Genomic DNA, 24,084 nt, shown 5'->3' with positions numbered 1-24,084 from the left:
TCAACCACAGGCGCGGCGGGCTCCTGTAACCGTCAGGCCCAGGGGAGGCACGCCGTCCGGGACCTCCTCCATGCGCCCCTACCTTCCCTGCGGCGAGGCAACCTGCAGCTGGCCCAGGACCCGGGCCGGCACGTTGGTGGTGATCTCCTGGATTCCCAGTCCCGCACACAGCGCAACGTCCTGCTCCGAATCCACCGTCCACACCCGGAAGCGCCGGCCGGACGCGAGCCAGCGCTGGACGGCAGCGGGGTGCCGGCGGACATACTCGATGCCGGGCCCGGCCAGGCCAACATCGCCGTTGTCCAGGATCCTCTCGCCCTCGGCCTGGGTTGCCCTCATCAGGTTGGCAATTGCGCCGCCGGTGATCATCCCGAACCCCAGCCCGCCGCGGATCGCCCGGATGTCCACGTCGTCCACCAACTGGCAGATGTACTCCGGCGGAACCGAGCTGAGCACATGCCGGACGGAGTCCGGGCTGAAACTCATGAAGGTCACCGCCACGTTGTCCACGGAGGAGCTTTTGGGGTCCCACCCCTCGCTGCGGAGCACCTCGAGGACCCGGTCCTCCAGTTTGAGCTGGTACGGGCTGGGGTGCTTGAGCTCGATCGCCAGTTTCACCGGCCGGCCGGCACCACGCAGGATGTCCAGGAGTTCCGGCAGCGTCAGGAGCTGCTCTGACCGGGCACCGTATGCCTCCGGGATGCGGACGCCCTTCCATGACGAGACATCCAGGTGCCGCAGTTCCCGGAGGGTGCGTTCAGCAACGGGTCCCGTTCCGTCCGAGGTCCGGTCCAGGTTCGCGTCATGCAGGAGGACAACGTGCTGGTCACGCGTGAGGTGGACGTCGCACTCCACGCCGTCGGCGCCGTCTGCCAGGGCCTGCAGGTAGGCGGCGCGGGTGTGTTCGGCGAACGCGGCGCTGGAGCCGCGGTGGGCAAAGACCAACGGCCGTTGCGGCGCTGACTCATCAGTAGTCATGCAGACACGGTAGCCGACCGGCCCCGCGCTGCGGGACTAGGCTTGGCACATGCAGGTGAACTCTGAGCCAACTACCCGGGAATCACCCGGCGGGCCCACCCCTTCCACACCACCGCCCTCGAGGGGCCATGCGGAGGCGCGGGCCGCCGTCGGCCACCAGCTGAGTGAGGGCGACGCCGAAAAGGCGGCAGCGCTGCGGAAAATGAAGCTGGTGGCCCTGGGGCTGCTGCTGGTGATGGCCGTGATCTTCGTCTTCGCGTTCGCGCTGCAGAAGGAGTATCCGTGGCTCCAGTACGTGCGCGCGGCGGCCGAAGGCGGCATGGTGGGCGCATTGGCTGACTGGTTCGCGGTCACGGCGCTGTTCAAATACCCCATGGGCATCAAGATCCCGCACACTGCCATCATTCCGCGCCGGAAGGACCAGATCGGCGCCTCGCTGGGCGAGTTCGTGGAGACCAACTTCCTCTCGGAGCAGGTGGTCCAGGACAAGCTCGCCAGCGTGAATATCGCCCGCAGGGCGGGCGAGTGGCTTGCCACGCCCGCCGGTTCCGAGCGGGTGGCCAAGGAAGGCGCCGCCGTCATCCGCGGCCTGTTCAAAGTACTGAACGACGACGACGTCCAGGCGGTCATCGAGGGAATGGTGCGTAAGCACCTGCTGACTCCGCCGTGGGGGCCGCCGGTGGGCAAGATGGCCGAACGGATCTTCCGCGACGGGCACCACCACAACCTGGTGGACCTGCTGGTGGACCGCGCCGCCGACTGGGTGGACGACAACCACGACACGGTCACCCACCTGGTGTCCGACCGCTCCCCCACATGGGTCCCGCAGTTCGTGGACGGCCTGGTGGGCGACAAGGTCTATGTGGAGATCCTCAAGTTCGTCCGGGCTGTCCAGGCAGACCCCAACCACCAGGTCCGGCAGTCCATCGACAAGTACCTGAACGACCTTGCCCAGGACCTCCAGCATGATCCTGCGATGATCGCCCGCGCCGAGGACATCAAGGCCCAGGTGCTGGGCGACCCCGAGGTGCGCGAACTGGCCTCCCGCACCTGGGGCACCGTCAAGAACGCGCTTCTGGGCGCCGTGGACGATCCCGACAGCGAACTGACCGTGAAGTTCAAGGCGGCCGTGCGGGACTTCGGCTCCCGGCTGGTCAGCGACCCCGAACTGGCCGGCAAGGTCAACGCGTGGATCGGCGACGCTGCGGGCTACCTGGTGCGGACCTACCGTTCGGACATTGCGGGGGTCATCACGGACACCGTGGCCCGCTGGGATGCCAAGGAAACGTCGCAGAAGATCGAGCTCCAGGTGGGCAAGGACCTGCAGTTCATCCGGATCAACGGCACCGTGGTGGGGGCGCTGGCCGGGCTTGCCATCTTTACGGTGGCACACCTGATTTTCGGCTAGGCGAAGGACTCCAGTTCAATGCCGGCCGCTTCCAGTCCTGCCCGGACGGCGGCAGCCATCCCCACCGCGCCCGGCGTATCGCCGTGGATGCACAGGGAATCGGGCCTGACCTGGACCACTGTTCCGTCCACGGCCACCACTTCGCCCTTGGCAGCCAGCCGCACGGCCCGCTCAACAATCGCGTCGACGTCCTGCAGCACGGCACCCTCCTCCGAGCGCGGAACCAGCGTGCCGTCCGCCCGGTAGGCGCGGTCCACGAACGCCTCGATGAACACCGGATGCCCGGCGTCCGTGGCCTGCTTCAGGAGCTCGGAATCCGGGAGCCCCAGGATGGGCAGGCCGGGATCGTACGCGTTTACCGCGGCCACCACGGCCGACGCCTGTTCGGCATCGTGGACCAGCCGGTTGTACAGGGCCCCGTGCGGCTTCACGTAGTCCACGGAGGCACCCACGGCGTGGGCAACGCCGTCGAGCGCTCCCAGCTGGTACAGCACGTCGCCGAAGAGCTCGTCGAAGCTCATGTCCAGCGAGCGGCGGCCGAAACCGGCCAGGTCCCGGTACCCCACGTGGGCGCCGACAGTCACATCGAGCTCGTAGGCTGCCCGGCAGCTGTCCAGCATGGTGACGGGGTCCCCCGCGTGGAAGCCGCACGCCACGTTGGCACTGGTGACCAGCTGGAACATTGCGGCGTCGTCCCCCATCCGCCAGGAGCCGAATGATTCGCCAAGGTCAGCGTTGAGATCCAAAAGTTTTGCCTTCCAGCGTCGGGGTGTCCTGGGCCGCCGCGGCGGCTGTGAGCTCTCCGGGGATGGTGTCCGGCATGGGCCCAAACGCCTCCTTGGCGTTGGACACCACCGCACGGCCCATCATGAGGTTACCGGCTCCGCCCACCACCGCGCCGATGCCGAACGGCAGCGCCCGGCCGAACAGCGCGGAGCCCTGCCGCTTGAGGAGGTTCTTGAGGAACGCCTTCTGGATCCTGTTCCGGATGCTGCCGAAGCCCGGCACGGCCATGGACTTGGACAGGGCATTGCCCCAGGCCTTGTTGGCGTTCACTTCCCTGCCGGCAGCCTGGCCGCTGAGGGTCCCCAAAAGCGCCGTCCCTTCCTCACCCAGCATGATGGCCATGACCATGGTGCTGGCCTTCTCGGGGTTGGTCAGCCGGATCCCGTGCAGTTCGGCCAGCGAGGTGGAGTAGAGGGCTGTTGCTTCCAGGAACCCGACGGTTGCGGCGGCGGACAGTCCGAGGGATGCCACGGTGCCCACGCCGGGCACGACGGCGGTAGCACCTACCAGCGCACCGCCCCCGGTGACCGCGCGGAGGTAGTCGCGTTCAAGGATGTCGGCAAGCTGGGCGGCTGTGGCCCGGGGGTGCTTCCTCTGCAGCCGGCGGATGTAGGCCACCACCAGCGGGCGCTGGATCTCCACCGCCTTCAGGAGCATGTTGTGGACGCCCGGTTTGGGCTTCCCGTCTGCGTCGAACACCGCGTTGTGGGCAGTTTCCTGCGCTATCCGTACTGCGGGATTGCTGCGCTTGGCCATGGTCACCTCTGCTTGTCTCGCCGGCACGCCTGTGCCGGAATTCCTCATACTAAGGTTGCTTAACATTAGGCCACCGCACGAGCGGCCACCCACCCGCCGCGTCCCATCCGGGACAGGCCTGCGGGGCTCCTCCGGAGCGCGCCCAAAGCCTAGACTTAGCCTATGCCCACCCCCAAGGCCCTGCGGCCCTTTGCCCACCGCGAGTACAGGGTACTGATCGCAGCGCTGGCCATCTCAATCTTTGGTTCCGGCATGTGGGCCGTGGCCATGGTCTACCAGGTGATCCATTTGGGCGGCGGTCCGCTGGAACTGTCCATGGTGGCCGCCGCCGGCAGCGTGGGCCTGGTGGCGTTCGTCCTCGCCGGCGGCATCGCTGCCGACCGGATCCCCCAGCGCCGGCTGATCATTGCCGTGGAGGGCGCCAACCTCGCAGTGATAGCGGCCGTCAGCGGACTCGCCATGACGGGCCTGCTCCAGCTGTGGCACGTCGCGGCGGGTTCCTTCGTCCTGGGTGTCGGCGCGGCGTTCTTCTTTCCTGCCTACTCCGCAATCCTGCCGCGCATCCTTCCCGCCCAGGACCTGCTGGCTGCCAACGGAATGGAAGGGTCCATGCGTCCCGTCCTCCAGCAGGCGGCCGGTCCGGCCGTGGCTGGAATCGTGGTGGCTGCCCTCTCGCCGTCGCACGCGGTCACGGCGGTGGCGGTGTGCCACCTCCTGGCGTTCATCGTCCTGAATTTCCTGGGCCAGCACGCACTGGCCGCTCCCGCCAACGGAGCGGCGGACGGTGCAGGCGGGCCGGAGGGCGGCGCCGCAGCCGATGGCACTCCCGGTGCCGAGGGCGGTGAGGTGCGCAGGCGGTCCTTCTTCCACGACCTGCGCGAAGGGGTCATCTACACGCTTGGCACCCCGTGGCTGTTGTGGACGCTGGTGTGGGCCTGCATCTCGGTCCTGTTCCTGATCGGCCCCATCGAGGTCCTGCTGCCGTTCGTGGTCCGCGACCAGCTGGCGGGTGATTCCCGCATGTTCGGCTTCCTGCTGGCCGTGATGGGGGTCGGCGCCGCGCTGGGCTCGCTGTTGACCGCGTCCTTCCGGCTGCCGCGCCGCTACCTCACGGTGATGATGGTGTCCTGGGGTGCGGGCAGCCTGCCGCTGGCCGCCGTCGGCGTTATGGACAGTTTCTGGGCAATCGCAGCGGCGCTGTTCATCTTCGGTGCCACCGGCAGCGTGGGCATGGTCATCTGGGGCACCCTGCTCCAGCGGCGGGTTCCGCCGCACCTCCTGGGCCGTGTCTCCAGCCTGGATTTCTTCGTCTCACTGGCCCTGATGCCGGTGTCCATGGCGCTGGCCGGGCCGGCCGCCGAGGTGCTGCCCATCTGGCTGATCTTCCTGGTGGCCGGCGGCGTATGCCCTGTGATGGCAGTCATCGCCATGGCTATTGCGCGGATGCCCGCCGACGAACTGGCCCACCCCCTGGACCAGGAACCTGCGCTGGAACGCACGACGGCGGCGGGAGACTAGGCCCCCGCCGCCCCGCACTCAGCTGTTGGCACGCACCACCGGGATGCTCGCCGTCGGATGTCCGCTGGGGAACACCGTGGGTTCCGGCTGCGGCACGGGCTCCAGTGCCACCTTGACGGGTTCTGCGCCCACCGTGAGCTGCTGGCCGCGGACGTCCACCGCCAACGGCTCCCCTTCGGGGACGGTCAGCGTGATGGAGCCGGTCTCGAGTTCCACCAGCAGCAGGCGGCCCTGGATCTTGAGGTGGAAGGCCAGTCCGTCCCACTCCGCCGGGAGGCGCGGATCGAAGTACGGAACCGGGCCCTGGTCCCGCAAACCGGCAAACCCGCAAACCAGCGAGCTCCACACCCCGCCGGTGGAGGCAATGTGCACGCCGTCGATGGTGTTGCCGTGGGTGTCGTCAAGGTCGATGAACACGGCGTTGGTGAAGTGTTCCAGCGCCTCGCGGGAGTACCCCACCTCGGCGGCCATGATGCCCTGGACGCAGGCGGACAGTGTCGAATCGCCGGTTGTCAGGGGATCGTAGAAGTCGAAGGCCCGGTGTTTCTCCTCAGCCGTGAAATCCTGCCACTGCAGGAACATCGCCAGGACGGTGTCCGCCTGCTTCAGGACCTGGTGGCGGTAGATCACCAGGGGGTGGAAGTGCAGCAGCAAAGGGTACTTTGACCGGGGCGTGTTCCAGTCCCACGGCTCCAGGTGCATGAAGTCGTTGTCCTGGGAATGCACCTGCATCCGTTCATCGAACGGCAGCTGCATGCGGTTCGCAGCCGCTTCCCACAACTGCCGCTCCTCGTCGCTGATGCCGGCATGCTCCAGGGCCGCGGCGGCGCGCAGATTAAACCGCGCCATCACATTGGTGTACAGGTTGTCGTTGACCACGGCGGTGTACTCGTCAGGGCCGGTGACGCCGTGGATGTGGAAGAGCCCGTCCTTGCCGAAGAAGCCCAGGGAGATCCACATGCGCGCCGTTTCAATGAGCAGTTCGGCGCCCATCCCGTCGCGGAAACCGGCGTCCTTCGTGGCCCACACGTACCGGTTGGTGGCGAAGGCGATCGCGGCCGCAATGTGGAACTGGGCCGTGCCTGCGGCGTAGTAGGCACTGGCCTCGAGCCCGTTGATGGTGCGCCACGGGAACAGCGCGCCGTCCACGCTCAGTTCCTTGGCCCGGACCTGGGCTTCGGGGAGCATGCCGTGGCGGAACTCGAGAACCTTTCGGGCGCCGTCGGGGTTGGTGTAGGTGAGGTAGGGCAGGAGGTAAACCTCCTGGTCCCAGAAATAGTGGCCCTCGTAGCCGGAGCCCGTCACGCCCTTCGCGGGAATTCCGGCGACGTCGGCGCGGGCCGTTGCCTGGGCGAGCTGGAACAGGTTCCACCGGATGGCCTGCTGCAGCACGGACTGGCTGGTCACCACGATGTCCGAGGCGGCCCAGTAGTCCCGGTAGTGCGCCTTGCTCTCGGCAAAGATGTCACCGACCGGGCGCAGGCCCTCCTCGGCGACGGCGGCCGGGTCCACGGACGGTTCCTGGATGGCCCGTCCTGCGGCATAGCTGACGCTCTTTTCCAGGCGGAACGGCTCGCCGGGGCTGACCGCCAGGACGTAGCGGACGCTGCTGTAGTCCTGGTCCACAAGCGTCTCGAACGGCTGATGGCCCGCTGAGGTCCAGTGGTCCACCGCGACCCCCACCCGCTGCTTTGATTCGGCGGCTTCCCAGGCCAGCCGGAGCGACCCGTCGCCGCCGTCAAGGCGCAGGGGCAGCAGGACGCGTCCGGCGTGCCGGCCCGCACGGCGGGGATCGTGGACGGAGTGGTCCTCCACGGGCTGGTCCTGCCGGTTGACCAGGGAGGAGGTCACGTCCACGGAGACCTCGCGGTCCGTGGACACCTCCAGCGAGATGCCAAGGCTTCCCCGGGACGCGAATCCGACGGCACGCCGTTCGGTGGTGGTGACGACGGCGCCGGAACGGCACTGCCAGGTGACCCGGCATTCGTAGACGCCGGTGGAAAAGTCAACGGAGCGCCGGTAGTCCAGCACCTCGGACTCCGCAAGGCTGAGGGACTCCCCGTCAAGGACGACGCTGAAGTTGTTGGCGTCCGGGATGTAGAGGATGCGCTGGCCGGTGCGGGCGAACCCGAAGGCGTTTTCGGCGTGCTTGATGTCCCAGATTTCGTGCAGCCCGTTGATGAAGCTGCCTGGGAGGTCTGAGTCGGCTGCCGCCCAGTGGGCGCCGCGGATTCCCAGGTGGCCGTTTCCCAGGGCGAAGAGGGTTTCCAGGGTGCCCTCGTTGCCCTGTTCGTGGCGGGTTTCCACGAGCTGCCAGGGGTTGTTGGGGAATCTTTCGCGGTCCGCGGAGATCAGGGCCATGGTGTTGGGTCCTTCGAAGTGTGGCCGGGCAGCTGGTTTGCTGCCGGCCTGGGGATGATTTTTGGGGGATGAAGGGTACTGAAACAAGCTGCCGGGGCAGCGTGACTGCCTCGGGGAGGGCAGCGGTTTCTTAGGGAAGCAGTTCCTCGAGGTCATTGACCACAAGGGTGGCGCCGGCTTCGAGCAGGGTCTGCCGGCCGGCGCCCCGGTCCACGCCGATAACGGAGTGGAAGGATCCGGCCTCCCCGGCCTGGACACCGGAGACCGCGTCCTCCACCACCACGCATTCCTCGCTGGGGAGATCCAGCAGGCGTGCGGCGTACTCGTAGGTGGCGGGGCTCGGCTTGCCGGGCAGGCCTTCGCTGGCAGCCACCACGCCGTCCACCACCACAGGGAAGCGGTCCGCGAGCCCGGCCGCCGCCAGGACGGCGGGTGCGTTGCGGGAGGAGGAGACGACGGCGACCTTCAGTCCGCGCTGCATGACGGCTTTGAGGAAGCGTACGGAACCTTCGAAGGGCTCGACGCCGGTGCTGACGATGTCGTTGAAGATCCGGTTCTTCCGGTTGCCCAGGCCCTGCACCGTGGTGTTGGCGGGGTCGTCGTCAGTGGGCCCCTCCGGGAGCACAATCCCGCGCGAGGCCAGGAAGTCGCGTACGCCGTCGAAACGCGGTTTGCCGTCGATGTGGTCGAAGTAGTCGCTTTCGCTGTAGCCAGGCACCTGCGGTTGGGCCGCGAGGAAGCCCTCGAACAGTTCCTGCCAGGCCCGCTCGTGGACGGTTGCCGTGGGGGTCAGCACCCCGTCCAGGTCAAAGAGGATTGCCGACGCGCCGGCCCAGGCGGAGAGGCCGCCGGCTGCATGGCCTGTTGCCGTGGTGTCGCTCATGGGTGGTGGGGTGTCCTTTCAGGACGGCGGGCAGCCCTAGTGAAGGGTGCCGTGAAGTGTGGAGGCGACGATGCCCGGATGACCTGGAAGTGCGGCAGGTGCCCGCCCGCGGAAAACGCGGCGGCTTTGACGCTGCCGATCGATGCAGTTCTACCATCATGGGCATGCCGGCGCATCCAGACAAGCCGGCGGATCGGCCGGCTCCTTGCAGGCCAGGCAAGAGCATCAGGCCGTGGCCGGCTGCAGTACATCGTCCGCACCGCACTGCTCTCCTTGTTCGCCCAGTTCAGTGCCGCTATAACGGCCGAAGAAGAGTGTAAGCGCTTACAAATTTAGCTGGCAACTGTTTTTTCTTCGGGCACCGATGTGACGCATTTCTCAACCCGCAACGTCACCGCCGGTTGCTGGCTGATATTTCCGGCCGCAGCACGTAGTGGCGCAGGAATGAGCTCACGTCCACCATTTCCGTCTTGGACATGGCGTGGCCCATCCCCGGGTACGTCCTGGCGGTGAGCAGGGTGTTCTCCTGCAGCCATTCCTCCGTATAGGCAATGGCGTCCTCATTGATGACCAGGTCCGCCTTGTCCCGCCCCCAGAAAAAGGGCGGCCGGGTATCAAAGGATTCGGTGAGGGACAGCAGCTCGTTCTGCAGCACGAACCCGGACAGCCCCACCACCGCCTCATAGTCCTTGGGATGGAGGCGCAGCAGGGTGCTGGCCATCGCCATGCCCTGGGAATACCCGAGCAGGCTCACGCTGCTGTGCTGGCCCTTGACGCTGTTGATCCAGGCCTGGACGGCGGCAGCAGCCTTGATGACGTCGGCGAAGTCGTTGGCAAGGAAGTAGTCGAGCAGGAACCAGCCGTAGTGGTCACCGATGGGCATCGGTGCACGGAGCGCCGCGCAGGTGAATTCCGACGGCAGGTATTCAAACAGGCGCACCATGCGGGACTCGTCCGTACCGTAGCCATGCATCATGACCAGCAGCGGGGTATCCGCCCGCTGGTCTTCCGGCTTGGACCAAACAACAGTTTCCATCGGATCAGCCTAGCGAGGCAGGCCGGGAAGAAGCCCGACGCCGTGCCGGGCCGGCCGCGGTCGGCCCGGCACGGTGTCGGGAGCGGCTGGCTGGACCGACGCAGCTGCCGCCCCACCATTCACAGGGGCCACAGCGCAACAAATGGGTTACGCACTGTCCCGAAACGTTGAACACGGCAACTCCGCGCTGTAGCGTGACGCTTAACGGTCAGCATGCTTAGCAACCGTCAACGGGTGATGACCACGCCCGGCCCCCAAACAAGGAGCACCTCATGAGAATCGGATCTTCCATTTTCCTTATCGCCCTCGGCGCCATCCTCGCGTGGGCGGTGGCTCCGGGCCTCATCCCCGCCGTGGACCAGGTCCTGATCGGCTACATCCTGATGGCCGTAGGCGTCATCGGCCTCATTGCCTCCCTGATCCTCGCCTCGCCCGGCCGCAGCCGCCGCGTCAGCGAGACCCGGTCGGTAGTGGATCCCAACACCGGCGAACGCATCACCCGGAACGAAAGCCGCGACGGCGGGCTGTAGCACCAGGGAAGGTCCTGGCCTGGCTGCCTGACTGGACAACGAATGAACCCGACGAGCCGGGCCGGACCATTGCGGTCGGGCCCGGCTTTTTCGTCCCCCGGAGAGTTTTTGGGCAGATATGCAGGGTTCCCGGGCCGGCAACCCTGCATATCTGCCCAAAAACTCCCGTTGGTACCAGTGGGGAGCGGCGGGCTCATTTTGTTTCGTGTGGGTTTCCATTGACAAACCAACATAAGCAAAGATAAAGTCAAGTAACTCAACATCATGTGATGCCAGTCACGCGGCTCTGGACACCGCAGCACGTGGGCACCGCAGGACCACCGCACCAACTGAACTTACGCAACGGAGGGTACGTGTTCGCCGAGGAGCGCCAGCAAAAGATTGCCGAGCTTGTTGCCGGCAGCGGCCGGGTCAGCGTGACCCTCCTGGCCGAGCGCTTCCGCATCACCACCGAAACCGTCCGCCGCGACCTTGCCACCCTCGAAAGCGCCGGCACCGTCCGCCGGGTCCACGGCGGGGCCGTTGCAGCCGACCGGTTCAGTACCACCGAGGAAAGCGTCAACGAACGCGCCATCCAACGGCCCGACCAAAAGATCCGCATCGCCGAGGCCGCCCTGGCCCTCATCCCGCGGAACTCTGCGGGAAGCGTCCTGATCGACGGCGGAACCACCACCGAAGTCCTGGCCGACATGCTCGCCCGCCGCGCCGCCGTCGAACCTTCCGACGCAACGGAACCGCGGGCGGAACTGGTCGCCATCACCCACGCCGTTCCCATCGCCGGCAAACTGTCCAGCGTTCCCGGGATCGCCCTTGACGTCCTGGGCGGCCGGGTACGCGGCATCACCCAGGTTGCCGTAGGCCAGGGAACCGTGGAGGCCGCCGGCAGGCTCCGTCCTGACATTGCCTTCATCGGCACCAACGGCATCCACGCAAGCTTTGGCCTGAGCACTCCCGATCCTGAAGAAGCCGCCGTCAAGGCAGCCTTCGTCCGTTCGGCCCGCCGCATTGTGGTGCTGGCCGATTCCTCCAAGCTGGACACGGAAACCTTGGTCCAGTTCGCCTCCCTGAAAGATCTGGATACCTTGATTACAGACAGCGAACCAGGCCCGGAACTCGCAGCCGCCCTGGAAGAAGCCGGCGTTGACGTGGTGATCGCATGATAGTCACCTTCACCGCCAACCCAAGCCTGGACCGCACGGTCGCGCTTCCCGGCCCCCTGGAACGGGGCGAAGTGCAGCGTGCTGTCTCCGTCCGCCAGGAATCGGGAGGCAAGGGCGTCAATGTCTCCCGGGCACTGGTTGCCTCCGGCCTGGAATCCGTAGCGGTACTTCCCGGCGCGGACAGTGATCCGGTGCTCGCCGGACTCCGCGAAACCGGCGTGCCGTTCGTATCGCTCCCCATCGATGAGCCGCTGCGCACCAACGTCGCACTCACCGAGCCCGGCGGCGTGACCACCAAGATCAACGAACCCGGGCCCGCCCTGGATGCGGACCAGCAGGAAGCCCTCATCAAGCTGCTGCTGGAAAGCTCGCGCGGTGCGAGCTGGGTGGTCCTGGCCGGTTCACTCCCGCCGGGGTTCCCTGCAGACTTCTACGCCACGGTGGCCCGCCGGATCCGCGCAGCCGGAAACGGCAGCGCCCCGCACATCGCCGTGGACTCCTCCGGCGCCCCGCTCGCGGCGGCAATGTCCGGAGACGGTGCCGGCGCTGACGGTACCGCCACTGGTTCCGGGAAACCGGACCTCCTCAAACCCAACGCCGAAGAACTGGCGGAACTGGCTGCTGCAGCCGGCTTCGCCTCGGCCACCGCTGACGAACTGGAAGCGGATCCGGTGGCTGCCGCGGCAGCCGCTGCCGCCGTCGTGCGTTCCGGTGTGGGTGCTGTGCTGGCAACTCTCGGATCCAAGGGAGCTGTCCTGGTAACGGCCGACGGCGCGTGGCTGGCCACGCATCCGCCGGTCGCCGCGGTCAGCACGGTAGGCGCGGGGGATTCCGCGCTTGCCGGCTACCTGCTCGCCCACGGCCAGGGCGCCGCCCCGGCCGACTGCCTTCGCCAGGCTGTGGCCCACGGTGCCGCAGCCGCCTCCCTGCCCGGTTCCACAGTTCCGGCAGTACACCAAACCACCCCGGATGCCGTAACCATCACGGCCCTTCGAAAGGATTGACAGTGACTCAGCTCATCACCACGGAACTGGTCGAGCTCGACCAGAACCTGGGCAACACGCCCGAGGCGGTGATCCGGCATCTGGCAAGCAAGGTCGCTGCCGCCGGACGCGCAACAGAAGTCGAAGGCCTCTTCGCCGACGCCTTCGCCCGCGAACAGAAAACCGCCACCGGCATCCCCGGCGGCATCGCCATCCCGCACTGCCGCTCGGCCGCCGTCACGGAACCCACCCTGGCCATGGCCCGCCTGAACCCCAAGGTGGACTTCGGCGCGAAGGACGGCCCGGCGGACCTGATTTTCTTCATCGCGGCCCCGGACGGAGCAGACCAGGCCCACCTGAAGCTGCTCTCCAAGCTCGCCCGGTCCCTGATCAAGAAGGACTTCACCGCTGCCCTGCGCAACGCCTCCTCCCGCGAGGAGATCGTGGAACTGGTGGACGGCGCACTGGCTGACAAGCCCGCCGCCCACGCAGCCGCAGTTCCTTCAGACGCTGCAGCCGCCGCTGCTGCCGGTGGCGCCACCGGCGCCGCCGGGGCTTCCGCGGTGGCAGGCGCCGGCGCGCCGGCAGCCTCCTCCGGGCCCAGGCGCCTCGTGGCTGTCACTGCCTGCCCCACCGGCATCGCCCACACCTACATGGCTGCTGACTCCCTCGTTGCCGCGGCCCAGGAGGCCGGCGTCGACCTGCAGGTGGAAACCCAGGGTTCCTCCGGCGCCAAGCCGCTGGACCCCGCCGTGATCGCCGCTGCCGACGCCGTGATCTTCGCGGTGGACGTTGACGTGCGCGGCAAGGAACGCTTCGCCGGCAAGCCCGTCATCAACGCCCCCGTCAAGCGCGGCATCGATGAACCCGCCAAGATGGTCCAGGAAGCGCTCGCCGCTGCGGACAACCCGAATGCCCGGCGGGTCCCGCACTTCGGTGCCGAGGAACAGGCAGAGCACGAGGCGGAGGAGAAGGGCGAGCACATCGGCCAGAAGCTGAAGCGGGCCCTGCTCACCGGCGTCAGCTACATGATCCCGTTCGTCGCCGGCGGCGGCCTGCTGATTGCGCTCGGCTTCCTGCTGGGTGGCTACGACATCACCGACGTAGCGGACACCGTGGTGGTGGAGAACAACTTCGGGAACCTGCCCGAAGGCGGCCTCGCCATCTACCTCGGTGCCGTGCTGTTCAAGATCGGCGCCCTGTCCATGGGCTTCCTGGTCCCTGCGCTGGCCGGCTACATCGCCTACGCCATCGCCGACCGTCCGGGCATCGCCCCCGGCTTCGTGGCCGGTGCAGTCTCCGGCTTCATGGGTGCAGGCTTCCTGGGAGGCATCGTGGGCGGCCTGCTGGCCGGCTACATGGCACACCTGATCGGAACCTGGTCGGTTCCCCGCTGGCTGCGCGGCCTGATGCCGGTTGTCATCATCCCGCTGCTCGCATCAATTTTCGCCTCCGGCCTGATGTTCCTGGTCCTCGGCGGACCCATCGCCGGCCTCACGGAAGCACTGAACAACTGGCTGTCCGGCATGACCGGCGCCTCCGCCGTCGTCCTGGGCATCATCCTGGGCCTCATGATGTGCTTCGACCTCGGCGGCCCTGTCAACAAAGTGGCCTACGCCTTCGCCGTGGCCGGCCTGAGCGCCGGCGCGGCCGACAACCAGGCACCGTGGCAGATCATGGCAACCGTTATGGCAGCGGGCATGGTTCCGCCGCTGGCGATGGCCCTGGCCACGGTCCTGGACAAGAAGCTCTTCAGCCTGGCTGAGCGCGAAAACGGCAAGGCTGCCTGGCTGCTGGGTGCATCCTTCATCTCCGAAGGTGCCATCCCGTTCGCTGCCGCCGATCCGCTGCGCGTTATTCCTGCCAGCATGCTGGGCGGCGCCCTCACCGGCGCGCTGACCATGGCCTTCGGCGTCACATCGCAGGCACCCCACGGCGGCATCTTCGTGTTCTTCGCCATCGGCAACGTGCTGATGTTCGTCCTCTCGATCATTGCCGGTACCATCGTCACTGCCCTGGCCGTGGTGGCACTGAAGCGCTGGGCAGCCCCCAAGACCGCTGATACCGTGGAATCCGTTCCCGCAACGGTCTGACCCTGACCACCAAGCTATCCGGCACTGGACCTACAGCAAGCCGCAAGACAAAGGAGCAACAATGCCAGAACGCACCGCAACCGTCGCCAGCCGAGTAGGCCTGCACGCCCGCCCCGCCGCCATCTTTGCCGAGGCCGCAGGAGAATACGACCTGGACATCACCATCGCCCGTGAAGGCGAGCCGGCGGACGAGGCCATGGATGCTGCCAGCATCCTGTCCCTCATGAGCCTGGGCGCCTCGCACGGCGACGTTGTAGTCCTCCGCGCAGAGGGCGACGGCGCGGACGATGCGCTGAACCACCTGGTCCAGATCCTGGAAACGGATCACGACGCCGAGTAGCGCACCAGCCTCAGCGGCCGCCGTCGGGCCTTCCCTTCCGGGAAACGCCCGACGGCGGCCGCTGGCTTTTAAGCTTCCCCTTGCCCATGTAGGTAGCAGCAAGTGTCGTTATGGACGTCCATAACGACACTTGCTGCTACCTGGTTGGGGGGATCTACTTGGCCTTCTTCGCCGTGAACAGCAGGTACTCCCACTCCATCTGGAAGGGAGAGTCGCCGTGGGCATCACCGAAGGAATCAGCCAGCTCCGTCAGTGCCTGGTCCAGGGCTTTGACTTTGTCCGCGTCCTCCCCGATGTATTTGTAGACGGAGATGGTGGGACCGTAGTGGGACTTGAAGTAGCGGACAAAGTCGCCGGGCTGGTGGAAGCTCCGCACGGCCAGGGTCTGCTTGCGTGCTGCGGTGTCCGTGATCCTGTCCCCCAGCAGTTCCCGGACGTGGTCCTCGGTTCCCCACAGCGGAGCCGGCTGGGCGCCGGGGGGAGGCGGCGGGGCGAAGGGCTTCATGGTGGCGAACATCTTGCCGATGAATCCCTCCGGCGTCCAGTGGAGTAGTCCGATGGTACCGCCCGGTTTGCACACCCTCAGGAGTTCGTCAGCCGCCTGCTGGTGGTGGGGAGCAAACATGACGCCGAGGCAGGACATCACGACGTCGAACCCGGCGTCAGCGAAGGGCAGGGCCTCCGCGTCGGCCTCCTGCCAGTCCAGGCTGACTCCGCGGTTGGCTGCCTCACGGCGGCCGGCATCGAAAAGCTCAGGAGTGAGATCGCTGGCCACCACCTTTGCCCCCATCATCGCCGCGGGAATGGCCGCGTTGCCTGATCCGGCGGCAACGTCCAGCACGTTGTGGCGGGATGTGATGCCACAGGCTTCCACCAGGATGGCGCCCAGTTCCAGGAGCATCTCATCTGCGAGCGCCGGGTAGTCGCCGGAGGCCCACATGGCCCGGTGCTTCTGTTTGAGTTCCCGGTCCGCCTTCGCTGCATCCGTCTGGCCGTTCGCCTTGGCTGTGCCGGTCTGGTCGTTCATGTCCGCGCCCCTCTCAGGTGGCAGGTCAGAGTGAATGACAGCACGCTGTGAGGCCACAGCGGAGGCTGTGATGCGACTCATTGTGGACGCACCGGGCGCCGCTGTAAAGGACCCGGACTAAACAGGTCCCCGCTACTTAAGCAGGTGCCTGCTACCGGAAAGCAAGCAAGCTTAGTAGTTTCTTAGTCATGGCATCGAGCAACGAAGCATGCACCGCAGTCAGCGTTCCATCACGCCGGCTTGCGCGCCCGCGTGCCGGCAGCCTTGCCGGCGGCGGTTTTCGCGGCAGGTTTTTCGGCGGTGGACTTGGCTGCTGCGGACTTGGACGCCGCGGACTTGCTTGCCGCGCCCTTGGCCTCCGAGGACTTGGCGGCGCCAGCCTTGTCCCCGGCCGATTTCGCGGCACTGGTTTTGCGGGCAGCAGGTTTGTCCGCGGACTCGGCTGCATCGGACTTGGATGCGGCGGGCTTGGCGGCCGTGGACCGCTTGCGCGCCGGCTTGGCTTCTTCTTCACCGTCCCCGGCGGCGTCGCCGGAGTCCCCGCCGGCCTCGTCATCAGGGGTGCCGGCCGAACCGGACCCGCGTTTCCGGTCGAGGCTCCGCTTCAAGGCCTCCATCAGGTCGATGACTTCGCCCTTACTGCCCTCGCCGGCTTCCACCCCAAAGGTTTCCTCCGTGTCCAGCGACTCGCCCTGTTCCAGCTTCGCCTCGATGAGCTGGCGGAGCTGCACCTGGTAGTCGTCCGTGAAGGAAGCGGGATCGAAATCCGCAGCCATGGACTCCACCAGCGCTGCGGACATGTCCCGTTCCTGCGCGCTGATCCGGACATCGGCCTCCAAGGACGCGAAGTTCGCCTCGCGCACCTCGTCCGGCCAGAGGAGGGACTGGAGCACCAGGACATCGTCCTTGATCCGCAAAGCGCCCAGCCGGGTCTTCTCCCGCAGCGCGAACTGGACGATTGCCACCCTGTCCGTGTCCTCCAGCGCCCTGCGAAGCAGCACGTAGGCCTTGGGCGACTTGGAGTCCGGCTCCAGGTAGTAGCTCTTCTCGAACATCATGGGCTCGAGCTGCTCCGACGGAACGAACTGCACCACGTCGATCTCGTGGCTGTTCTCGGCCGGAATGGCCTTGAGCTCGTCTTTGGACAGGACCACCGTCCGGCCGTCCTCCTCAAAGGCCTTCTCGATGTCCGAGTAATCAATGACCTGGCTGCAGACCTCGCACCGGCGCTGATAGCGGATCCGGCCGCCGTCCGCATTGTGGACCTGGTGCAGACTGATGTCATGATCCTCAGTGGCGCTGTAGACCTTCACGGGCACGTTGACCAGGCCGAACGCGATGGCACCCTTCCAAATGGCTCTCATTCATCAAGTGAACATCACGCAACGCCGCAGGTGAAGCCCCATGCCTGCCGCTAAGGACCGTGTCCGGGTTGCCGGGCGGGAACTGACCCTCACCAACTTGGACAAGGTCATCTATCCGGAGACCGGCACCACCAAGGCGGACGTCCTGGCCTACTACGCCGCCGTGGCCCACGTCCTGGTCCCCGCAGCGTACAACAGGCCGGCCACCAGGAAGCGGTGGGTGAACGGCGTAGGAACCGCGGACAAGCCCGGCGAAGTGTTCTTCCAGAAGAACCTGGAGGACTCGGCCCCGGGGTGGCTCCCCCGGGCCGCCATCACCCACAAGGACCGCACCATCCACTACCCGATGGTCAACGACCCCGCCACGCTCACCTGGTTCGGCCAGATCAACTCGCTGGAAATCCATGTGCCCCAGTGGCAGGTGGACTCGCACGGGAGCCAGCTGAACCCCGACAGGCTGGTCCTGGACCTGGATCCCGGGGAAGGCGCAGGCCTGGAGGCCTGCGTGGAAGTGGCACTCTTGGCCCGCACCATCCTCCAGGACGTGGGCATGGACCCGGTCCCCGTCACGAGTGGCAGCAAGGGCATCCACCTGTACGCCGCCCTGGACCGGTCCCAAACCTCGGAGCAGATCTCCGCCTTCGCCCGCGAGCTCGCGCGGGCCCTTGAAGCCGACCACCCGGACCTGGCCGTCAGCGACATGAAAAAGGCCCTGCGCAAGGGCAAGGTGCTGGTGGACTGGAGCCAGAATAACGCGGCCAAAACCACCATCGTGCCCTATTCCCTCCGCGGCCGCCCCACGCCCATGGTGGCTGCGCCCCGGACCTGGGAGGAGATCAGTTCACCCGGACTAAAGCACCTGGACTACAAGGAGGTCATGACGCGGGTGCAGGACGGCACGGACCCGTTCGCCGTCGTCGTCCACGCCGGCGGCGACCCCCGCCTGGGCAAGTACCGCTCCATGCGCGATCCCGCCAAGACCCCCGAGCCCTTCACGGGTGCTCCCGGCAGCGGGGACACATTCGTGATCCAGGAGCACCACGCCAGCCGCCTGCACTATGACTTCCGGCTGGAGCACGAGGGCGTGCTGGTGTCCTGGGCGCTGCCAAAAGGTGTCCCGGAATCAAGCGGCAAGAACCACCTGGCTGTCCAGACCGAGGACCATCCTCTTGACTACGCCGGTTTCGAAGGGACCATCCCCAAGGGCGAGTACGGTGCCGGCGAGGTCACCATCTGGGACCACGGGACCTATGAGCTGCACAAGTGGATCAACGGCAGGGAAGTCATCGCCACCCTGACCGGCTCGGAGGGAGGCGGTCTGGGCGGAACGAGGAAGTTCGCGCTCATCCACACCGGCCGCGGCCAGGGAAAAGATCCAGAGGGGCAGTGGCTCATCCACCTGATGGACCCGGAGCGCCACGGCGGTCGGCGGAAACAGGCAGTTCCGGGGCAGGCACATCCCCGTCCTTCAGTTCCAGGACCGGAAAAGGAAGACGGCGGGACGCTGACCAAGGCGGGAACGTCCGCCGCACCCGGTCCCGAGGATTACCGGCCCATGATGGCCACCCCCGGCGACGTTGCTGCCCTGCAGGGCAGCAATTGGCAGTTCGAACTTAAGTGGGACGGGGTGCGCGCCATCCTTGTGGCCGACGAAGAAGCAGTCAGGATCTTCAGCCGCAACGGAAACGACGTCACCCGGACCTACCCTGAACTGGCCGACAGGCAGTGCTGGCCGGACCAGCCGTTCGTGGCGGATGGCGAGATCATCGCCGTCGGGCCGTCCGGCCGGCCCGACTTCGGCCTGCTCCAGGGACGGATGAAGCTCACCCGTCCGGCGGACGTGGCACGGGCCCGGACTGCCATCCCCGTTCAACTGATGTTGTTCGACCTCCTGAACGACGGCGGCACGGACCTCCGGCGGCTGCCGCTCGCCACGCGCCGGGAACGGCTGGAGGGCTTCTTCACGCCGTCCGACTCCCCCATTGGGCTCTCCCCGGTACTGGAGGAACAGGTGGAACACATCCTGGAGAGCGCGCGGGAACTGGGCCTGGAAGGGGTGATGGCAAAGCGGACGGACAGCCGCTACGTGAGCGGGCAGCGGACCCGCACCTGGACCAAACTGAAAGTGGAGCAGACGCAGGAGGTGGTGGTGGGCGGCTGGCGCCCCGGCAAGGGCGGCCGGGAGGACACCGTGGGCTCCCTGCTGGTGGGCATCCCGGACGGCAGGAAGTTGCAGTACGCCGGCCGGGTGGGCAGCGGGTTCAGCTCCCGGGAACTGGCGGAGCTCCGCCAGACGGTTGAACGCCTGGCCAGGAAAACCTCGCCGTTCCAGGACGTCCCGCGCGAGGATGCCGCTGATGCGCACTGGATCTCGCCCGAACTGGTTGGCGAAGTGACGTACAGCGAGTGGACGGGGACGGGGCGGCTCCGGCACCCCGTGTGGCGCGGCTGGCGGCTGGACAAGGAGCCGTCGGAGGTAGTGCGCGAAGACTGAGCCCGAGGCTGCGAACCAGACCCAGGGGAGACGTCCTGTACAGCTCAAAGGGCCGGGAACACCTGGTTTCCGGTGTTCCCAGCCCTTGTGTGCATCCTCGGAGGATGGGTTTCTAGGATGAGTGGGGCATTTGCGGCCGGCTGGTGCGGTGGATGGCCGTCACTGCGGCCCCCTGCCCCATGCGGCCGTGGCTTGCATCCCGCTCCTTCGGGTGCCGCCGCTTTCCGTTGCCGTCCGGCCAGGTGCGCTGCCCGGGTCCCGCCATCGGGGCAAGCGGTGCTTCCGCGCCAGGCATGTCAGGGGTGTTCATTGCCTCGGCGAGGTGGCTCGCCACCTCCGGTTGGATGTGCTTTTCCATGTTGTCGTCAGCCATTTGTTCTTCCTTTCCGCGGTGAAATGAAGTGCTACCAAGAGTGGCCGCTCAGGGCCTTGTACGACTGAAAGAGAGGCGGGCCGGGCGCGGGCCGCAGGCGTCCGCCTAAATGAAAGAGAGTGTTCCCATGGCACAACCTTAGGGAGGCGCGGCGCACCTGTGAACCCCCCTTTTTGCCGGGGCGGAAAACGGCCGGCGACGACGTCCCGCCGGTTGCGCGGACCGGCCGGAAACGCCGTGGCCCCCATCACAATGAGCCCTCAAACCGGCGCAAAAAGCGGCGCTGTGGCGCATACCACTTAAATACTTGGGCAGCGGGTGCGCCCGTGGCGGGCTTTCCCAGTGCTGGCAAGGGAATCGGCGGGGCCGGGAAACTCCGCTGCATCTTTCCGGAAGACCCCGAAAAGGGCCGATCCTACGGCATCACAAGGCCGTCCGCTGCGCCGTTCGCGTAAAATTGAAGGCCTGCCCAGAGCGGGGCAGCTACAAGTCGCAAGCAAATGACCTCCACAGGAGTTGCCCAAATGCCCACAGACCGAAGCGTGAACGACTCTTCCGCAGGCCTTAATACCGCCTCCGGAACCAACCCAGCTGCACCCCCTGGAGCGACGTCTCCGACGGCTTCCAGGAATACCCGGAAACCAAAAATACTCGCACGGCGCCGGCTCAAGGAGTCGGACGTCAACGTGGTTGACCAGCCCATGCTGAAGAAAGCCCTCGGCGGAACCATCGTGGGCAACACCATGGAGTGGTACGACGTCGGCGTGTTCGGCTACCTCATCACCACGATGGGTCCGGTCTTCCTTCCGGAGTCCGATCCCACCACCCAGACCTTGTTCCTGCTGGGTACCTTCGCCGCCACGTTCATCGCCCGGCCCCTGGGCGGCGTGATCTTCGGCTGGCTGGGTGACAAAATGGGCCGGCAGAAGGTCCTTGCCGCCACGCTGATGCTGATGGCAGCGAGCACGTTTGCCATCGGCCTCCTGCCCGGATACGCGCAGATCGGGCTGTGGGCCGCCGGGCTCCTGGTGCTCCTGAAGATCATCCAGGGCTTCTCCACCGGCGGTGAGTACGCCGGCGCCACGACATTCGTCAGCGAGTACTCCCCCGACAAACGCCGCGGCTTCTTTGCCAGCTTCCTGGACCTGGGCAGCTACATGGGCTTCGCCATCGGCGCCGCCCTCGTCTCGGTCCTGCAGCTGACGCTCGGCCAGGCAGCCATGGAGGAATGGGGCTGGCGGATTCCCTTCCTGATCGCAGGCCCGCTGGGGCTGATCGCCGTTTACTTCCGGAGCAGGATCGAGGAATCCCCGCAGTTCCAGGCCACCCTGGATGCCCAGGAGGACCTTGCGAAGAATGCTGCCGCTTCTGACCAGGCAACGGCCAAGGGTCCGGTGGGAATCGTCAAGGCCTACTGGCGCTCCATCATTGTCGCCATGGTCCTGGTGGCCGCCGCCAACACTGCCGGCTACGCCCTAACGTCCTACATGCCCACCTACCTCACCGAGTCCAAGGGCTACGATCCGGTGCACGGCACCCTGCTGACCATCCCCGTGCTGGTGGTCATGAGCCTCTGCATTCCGCTCACCGGAAAGTTGTCGGACCGGATCGGCCGCAGGCCCGTCCTGTGGATCGGGGCAGTCAGCACGGTGGTCCTGGCCATTCCGGCCTTCCAGCTGATCGGCATCGGTGAGATCTGGTCCACCCTGGCCGGCCTGGCGCTGATTGCGTTCCCCGTGACCTTCTACGTTGCCAACCTGGCCTCGGCCCTCCCGGCGCAGTTCCCCACCTCCAGCCGGTACGGAGCCATGGGCATTGCCTACAACTTCTCGGTGGCGATCTTTGGCGGCACCACGCCGTTCATCGTCGCGGCCCTCATCGGCGCCACGGGCAACGACATGATGCCCGCGTACTACCTGATGGCAACCTCGCTGGTGGGTGCTGTTGCCATCTACTTCCTGAAGGAGTCAGCCCGGCGTCCGCTGCCCGGATCCATGCCCAGCGTGGATACCCAGGCTGAGGCCCGCGAACTTGTTGCCACGCAGGACGAGAACCCGCTGATCAACCTGGACGAACTCCCGTTCGACGAACAGGACATCACCGATTCACGGGACACCGGGAAGGTTGCTGCCGGCGTCTAGCCGGTCCTGCCGCGGCACCGCCTGCGGCACAACCCTTCCGGGGCACGTCATGCAGCCCCGCTCAGAAGGCCCGTCCCGCGTGTTTCCTTGGGGGAAGCACGCTGGGCGGGCCTTTGGCGTGCCAGTCACAATGACGCCCCATGTCCCCTGGCCCCTGCCGGAAATGACCGGCTGTGGCAGCCGGTGGTAACTTCCAGATGGCCGGTCAGGAAAGCAGCAGGAGGTGGGTGCCATGGAACGCGTCCTCCTGCAGGTGCGCGCGCTCCACCGGCTGGAGCCGGCCAACAATGACCATCTCGCCGCCGCGCGCGTGGCCCTCAGCGTGGCGGTTCCATCGCTCCTGCTCCTGGCGGCGGGCCGCACCGACCTGATGATCTACGCCGTCTTTGGTGCCCTGGCCGGCATGTACGGCCGGTCCGAGACGCATCAGCTGCGGCTCCGGCACCAGTCCCAGGCCGCCGTCGTCCTGCTCACGGGCGTGGCTGTGGGCGTGTTCCTGTCCGTGAACCACCTCCACTCGTGGTGGCTGGTGGGCGTGGAGGCCGCCCTGGCCGGCGTCGGATCGGTCTTTGCGGACCGGGTACGGCTCAAGCCCAACGGACCGTTTTTCGGGATCCTGGCACTGGGCGCCTGCGCCTCGGTACCAACGGTGGTGCCGTGGCAGGTTGCCATGCTCATCGCCGCGGGCTCCGCCGCGTTTTCCATGCTGGTGGGTTTCGGCGGCTGGTTCCGCCGGAGGTCCTGGCAGCGCGGCGCCGTCCGGGCTGCTCCCGGGGTGACCCCCGCCGGGCACCGGGAGCTGCTGGTGCACGCCGCCCGCTACATCCTGGCGGTAGGCGCCGCCGGCACCGCAGGCGTCCTGACCGGCAGCGGCCATCCGCACTGGGCGATGGCGGCCGCTGCTGTGCCGCTCGCGGGCGCTGACCTCCCCAGCAGCGTCCGGCGCGGCATCCACCGCATCGTGGGAACGTTCCTGGGGCTGGCGATGACCGCCGTCGTCATCCTTCCCGTTCCGTGGTCCCTGGCGGGCCTCTTCCCCGGCGGGCAGGCCGTGGTGCTGGCCCTCCTGGTGATCCTCTTCCAGTTCACCACCGAGCTCTTCATGACCCGCCACTACGGCCTGGCCATGGTTTCCTTTACGCCCGTGATCCTGCTGATGACACAGCTTGCCCACCCCATTGATCCCGCGGTCCTGATCCTGGAGCGCGGCGTGGAGACCCTGGTGGGGGCGCTGGTGGGGATCGCAGTAGTGGTGGCTGTCCGGCGGGCGGGGACCCGGACGCCGGCCGCCCTACTGGGGCGTGCGCGCATCCTTCGGCTTCCGCGCAGGCCCCGCCACTAGCCTTGCCGGAGCGATCCGTGCCACGGCCGCCACCACCTTGTATCGCCTGGACGGGATGGAAACTGCCCTGCCCCGCGCGTTGTCCGCCAGGCCCTCACGCACCACCCGCCCGGCGTGCAACCAGGCCCACGACGGCGCCACGGACTTGTCCATTCCCATCCGGTCGTGGAACTCCGTGTGGGTGAAGCCGGGGCAGACGGCAGTGACCTTGATGCCCTGCCTGCCGTACGCGAGGTTCGCCCACCTGCTGAAACTCACCAGCCAGGCCTTGGCAGCAGAGTACGTTCCCCGCGGGAGGAAGGCCGCAATGCTGGCCACGTTGATGATCCGGCCGGAGCGGCGCTCCAGCATCCCCTTCAAGGCTGCGTGGGTCAGCTCCATGGCCGTTTCCCCGTGCAGCTTCAGGTGCTTTTTCTCCTCCGAGATGGGGTTGTCCTCGAAGTTGTGCAGCAGCCCGATCCCGGCGTTGTTCACCAGGATTTCCACCGGCCGCTGCGGATCGGACAGGCGT

20 protein-coding genes are annotated in these 24,084 nt (G+C 66.9%); 10 read left to right on the top strand and 10 right to left on the bottom strand.

Going from position 1 to position 24,084, the window contains the following annotated elements; genetic code table 11:
* Nucleotides 1-78: 78 nt before the first annotated feature.
* Nucleotides 79-978 (bottom strand): glycerophosphodiester phosphodiesterase family protein, encoded by a 900-nt coding sequence (locus tag IEX43_RS08905; RefSeq protein WP_188810275.1) that lies wholly within the window; start codon nt 976-978, stop codon nt 79-81.
* Nucleotides 979-1,027: 49 nt separating this feature from the next.
* Here IEX43_RS08905 and IEX43_RS08900 point away from each other — a divergent pair, with 49 nt between their 5' ends.
* Complete coding sequence (locus IEX43_RS08900) at nt 1,028-2,386, top strand: DUF445 domain-containing protein (RefSeq protein WP_188810274.1); 1,359 nt, start codon at nt 1,028-1,030, stop codon at nt 2,384-2,386.
* Here the strand turns inward: IEX43_RS08900 and IEX43_RS08895 are convergent.
* Together IEX43_RS08895 and IEX43_RS08890 are read right to left on the bottom strand one after the other, a co-directional pair.
* A complete protein-coding gene (locus IEX43_RS08895; RefSeq protein WP_188810273.1) occupies nt 2,383-3,132 on the bottom strand; it encodes a LamB/YcsF family protein in 750 nt (249 codons plus the stop codon). The genes IEX43_RS08900 and IEX43_RS08895 overlap by 4 nt on opposite strands.
* Complete coding sequence (locus IEX43_RS08890) at nt 3,116-3,928, bottom strand: hypothetical protein (protein ID WP_188810271.1); 813 nt, start codon at nt 3,926-3,928, stop codon at nt 3,116-3,118. The genes IEX43_RS08895 and IEX43_RS08890 overlap by 17 nt, the downstream gene beginning before the upstream one ends.
* A 162-nt stretch (nt 3,929-4,090) precedes the next feature.
* Here IEX43_RS08890 and IEX43_RS08885 point away from each other — a divergent pair, with 162 nt between their 5' ends.
* Nucleotides 4,091-5,446: an MFS transporter gene (locus IEX43_RS08885; RefSeq protein ID WP_188810269.1), complete on the top strand. Its 1,356-nt coding sequence runs from the start codon at nt 4,091-4,093 to the stop codon at nt 5,444-5,446.
* Between the two features lie 18 nt (nt 5,447-5,464).
* Here the strand turns inward: IEX43_RS08885 and IEX43_RS08880 are convergent, their stop codons facing one another.
* The 3 genes from IEX43_RS08880 to IEX43_RS08870 all read right to left on the bottom strand — a co-directional run bounded on the left by IEX43_RS08880 (nt 5,465) and on the right by IEX43_RS08870 (nt 9,726).
* Nucleotides 5,465-7,807, bottom strand: coding sequence for a glycoside hydrolase family 65 protein (locus tag IEX43_RS08880; protein WP_188810267.1), 2,343 nt, complete (start codon nt 7,805-7,807; stop codon nt 5,465-5,467).
* Between the two features lie 130 nt (nt 7,808-7,937).
* Nucleotides 7,938-8,690, bottom strand: coding sequence for an HAD family hydrolase (locus IEX43_RS08875; protein ID WP_188810265.1), 753 nt, complete (start codon nt 8,688-8,690; stop codon nt 7,938-7,940).
* A 391-nt stretch (nt 8,691-9,081) separates the two neighbouring features.
* Nucleotides 9,082-9,726 (bottom strand): alpha/beta hydrolase, encoded by a 645-nt coding sequence (locus IEX43_RS08870; protein WP_188810263.1) that lies wholly within the window; start codon nt 9,724-9,726, stop codon nt 9,082-9,084.
* A gap of 272 nt (nt 9,727-9,998) precedes the next feature.
* On the opposite strand from IEX43_RS08870, the gene IEX43_RS08865 reads away from it, so the two are divergent.
* The 5 genes from IEX43_RS08865 to IEX43_RS08845 all read left to right on the top strand — a co-directional run bounded on the left by IEX43_RS08865 (nt 9,999) and on the right by IEX43_RS08845 (nt 14,832).
* Complete coding sequence (locus tag IEX43_RS08865) at nt 9,999-10,256, top strand: DUF6458 family protein (RefSeq protein ID WP_104185568.1); 258 nt, start codon at nt 9,999-10,001, stop codon at nt 10,254-10,256.
* 353 nt (nt 10,257-10,609) lie between these two features.
* The gene (locus tag IEX43_RS08860) at nt 10,610-11,416 is read left to right on the top strand and encodes a DeoR/GlpR family DNA-binding transcription regulator (protein ID WP_188810426.1); all 807 of its coding nucleotides are present in this window, start codon (nt 10,610-10,612) and stop codon (nt 11,414-11,416) included.
* Entirely contained in the window at nt 11,413-12,420 is a 1,008-nt protein-coding gene (locus tag IEX43_RS08855) for a 1-phosphofructokinase family hexose kinase (protein ID WP_188810261.1), read from the top strand. Before IEX43_RS08860 ends, IEX43_RS08855 begins: the two co-directional genes overlap by 4 nt.
* Nucleotides 12,421-12,422: 2 nt before the next feature.
* Nucleotides 12,423-14,492 (top strand): PTS fructose transporter subunit IIABC, encoded by a 2,070-nt coding sequence (locus IEX43_RS08850; protein WP_188810259.1) that lies wholly within the window; start codon nt 12,423-12,425, stop codon nt 14,490-14,492.
* A gap of 61 nt (nt 14,493-14,553) precedes the next feature.
* Nucleotides 14,554-14,832 (top strand): HPr family phosphocarrier protein, encoded by a 279-nt coding sequence (locus IEX43_RS08845; protein ID WP_104185572.1) that lies wholly within the window; start codon nt 14,554-14,556, stop codon nt 14,830-14,832.
* A gap of 154 nt (nt 14,833-14,986) precedes the next feature.
* On the opposite strand, the gene IEX43_RS08840 is transcribed toward IEX43_RS08845, so the two are convergent.
* Together IEX43_RS08840 and ku are read right to left on the bottom strand one after the other, a co-directional pair.
* Nucleotides 14,987-15,859: a class I SAM-dependent methyltransferase gene (locus IEX43_RS08840; RefSeq protein WP_188810257.1), complete on the bottom strand. Its 873-nt coding sequence runs from the start codon at nt 15,857-15,859 to the stop codon at nt 14,987-14,989.
* 230 nt (nt 15,860-16,089) lie between these two features.
* Nucleotides 16,090-17,223, bottom strand: a complete 1,134-nt coding sequence (gene ku / locus IEX43_RS08835; protein ID WP_188810255.1) for a non-homologous end joining protein Ku — start codon at nt 17,221-17,223, stop codon at nt 16,090-16,092.
* Between the two features lie 40 nt (nt 17,224-17,263).
* On the opposite strand from ku, the gene IEX43_RS08830 reads away from it, so the two are divergent.
* A complete protein-coding gene (locus tag IEX43_RS08830) occupies nt 17,264-19,717 on the top strand; it encodes an ATP-dependent DNA ligase (protein WP_188810253.1) in 2,454 nt (817 codons plus the stop codon).
* A gap of 112 nt (nt 19,718-19,829) precedes the next feature.
* Here the strand turns inward: IEX43_RS08830 and IEX43_RS08825 are convergent, their stop codons facing one another.
* Complete coding sequence (locus tag IEX43_RS08825) at nt 19,830-20,090, bottom strand: hypothetical protein (RefSeq protein ID WP_188810251.1); 261 nt, start codon at nt 20,088-20,090, stop codon at nt 19,830-19,832.
* Nucleotides 20,091-20,614: 524 nt separating this feature from the next.
* On the opposite strand from IEX43_RS08825, the gene IEX43_RS08820 reads away from it, so the two are divergent.
* Both IEX43_RS08820 and IEX43_RS08815 read left to right on the top strand, forming a co-directional pair.
* Nucleotides 20,615-22,231 carry an MFS transporter gene (locus tag IEX43_RS08820; RefSeq protein WP_188810249.1) on the top strand — a complete coding sequence of 539 codons (1,617 nt, stop codon included), beginning with the start codon at nt 20,615-20,617 and terminating at the stop codon, nt 22,229-22,231.
* Between the two features lie 232 nt (nt 22,232-22,463).
* On the top strand, nt 22,464-23,573 hold the full coding sequence (locus IEX43_RS08815) for an FUSC family protein (protein ID WP_188810247.1): 1,110 nt from the start codon (nt 22,464-22,466) through the stop codon (nt 23,571-23,573).
* Here IEX43_RS08815 and IEX43_RS08810 read toward each other — a convergent pair.
* Nucleotides 23,523-24,084, bottom strand: a 562-nt coding sequence (locus IEX43_RS08810) for an SDR family NAD(P)-dependent oxidoreductase (RefSeq protein ID WP_229666375.1), incomplete at its 5' end; no start/stop codon positions are given. The genes IEX43_RS08815 and IEX43_RS08810 overlap by 51 nt on opposite strands.

The organism is Pseudarthrobacter polychromogenes (assembly GCF_014644495.1).
Lineage (GTDB): Bacteria > Actinomycetota > Actinomycetes > Actinomycetales > Micrococcaceae > Arthrobacter > Arthrobacter polychromogenes.
The sequence above is the reverse complement of the archived record's forward strand: the minus strand, read 5'-3'. Positions and strand labels throughout refer to the sequence as shown.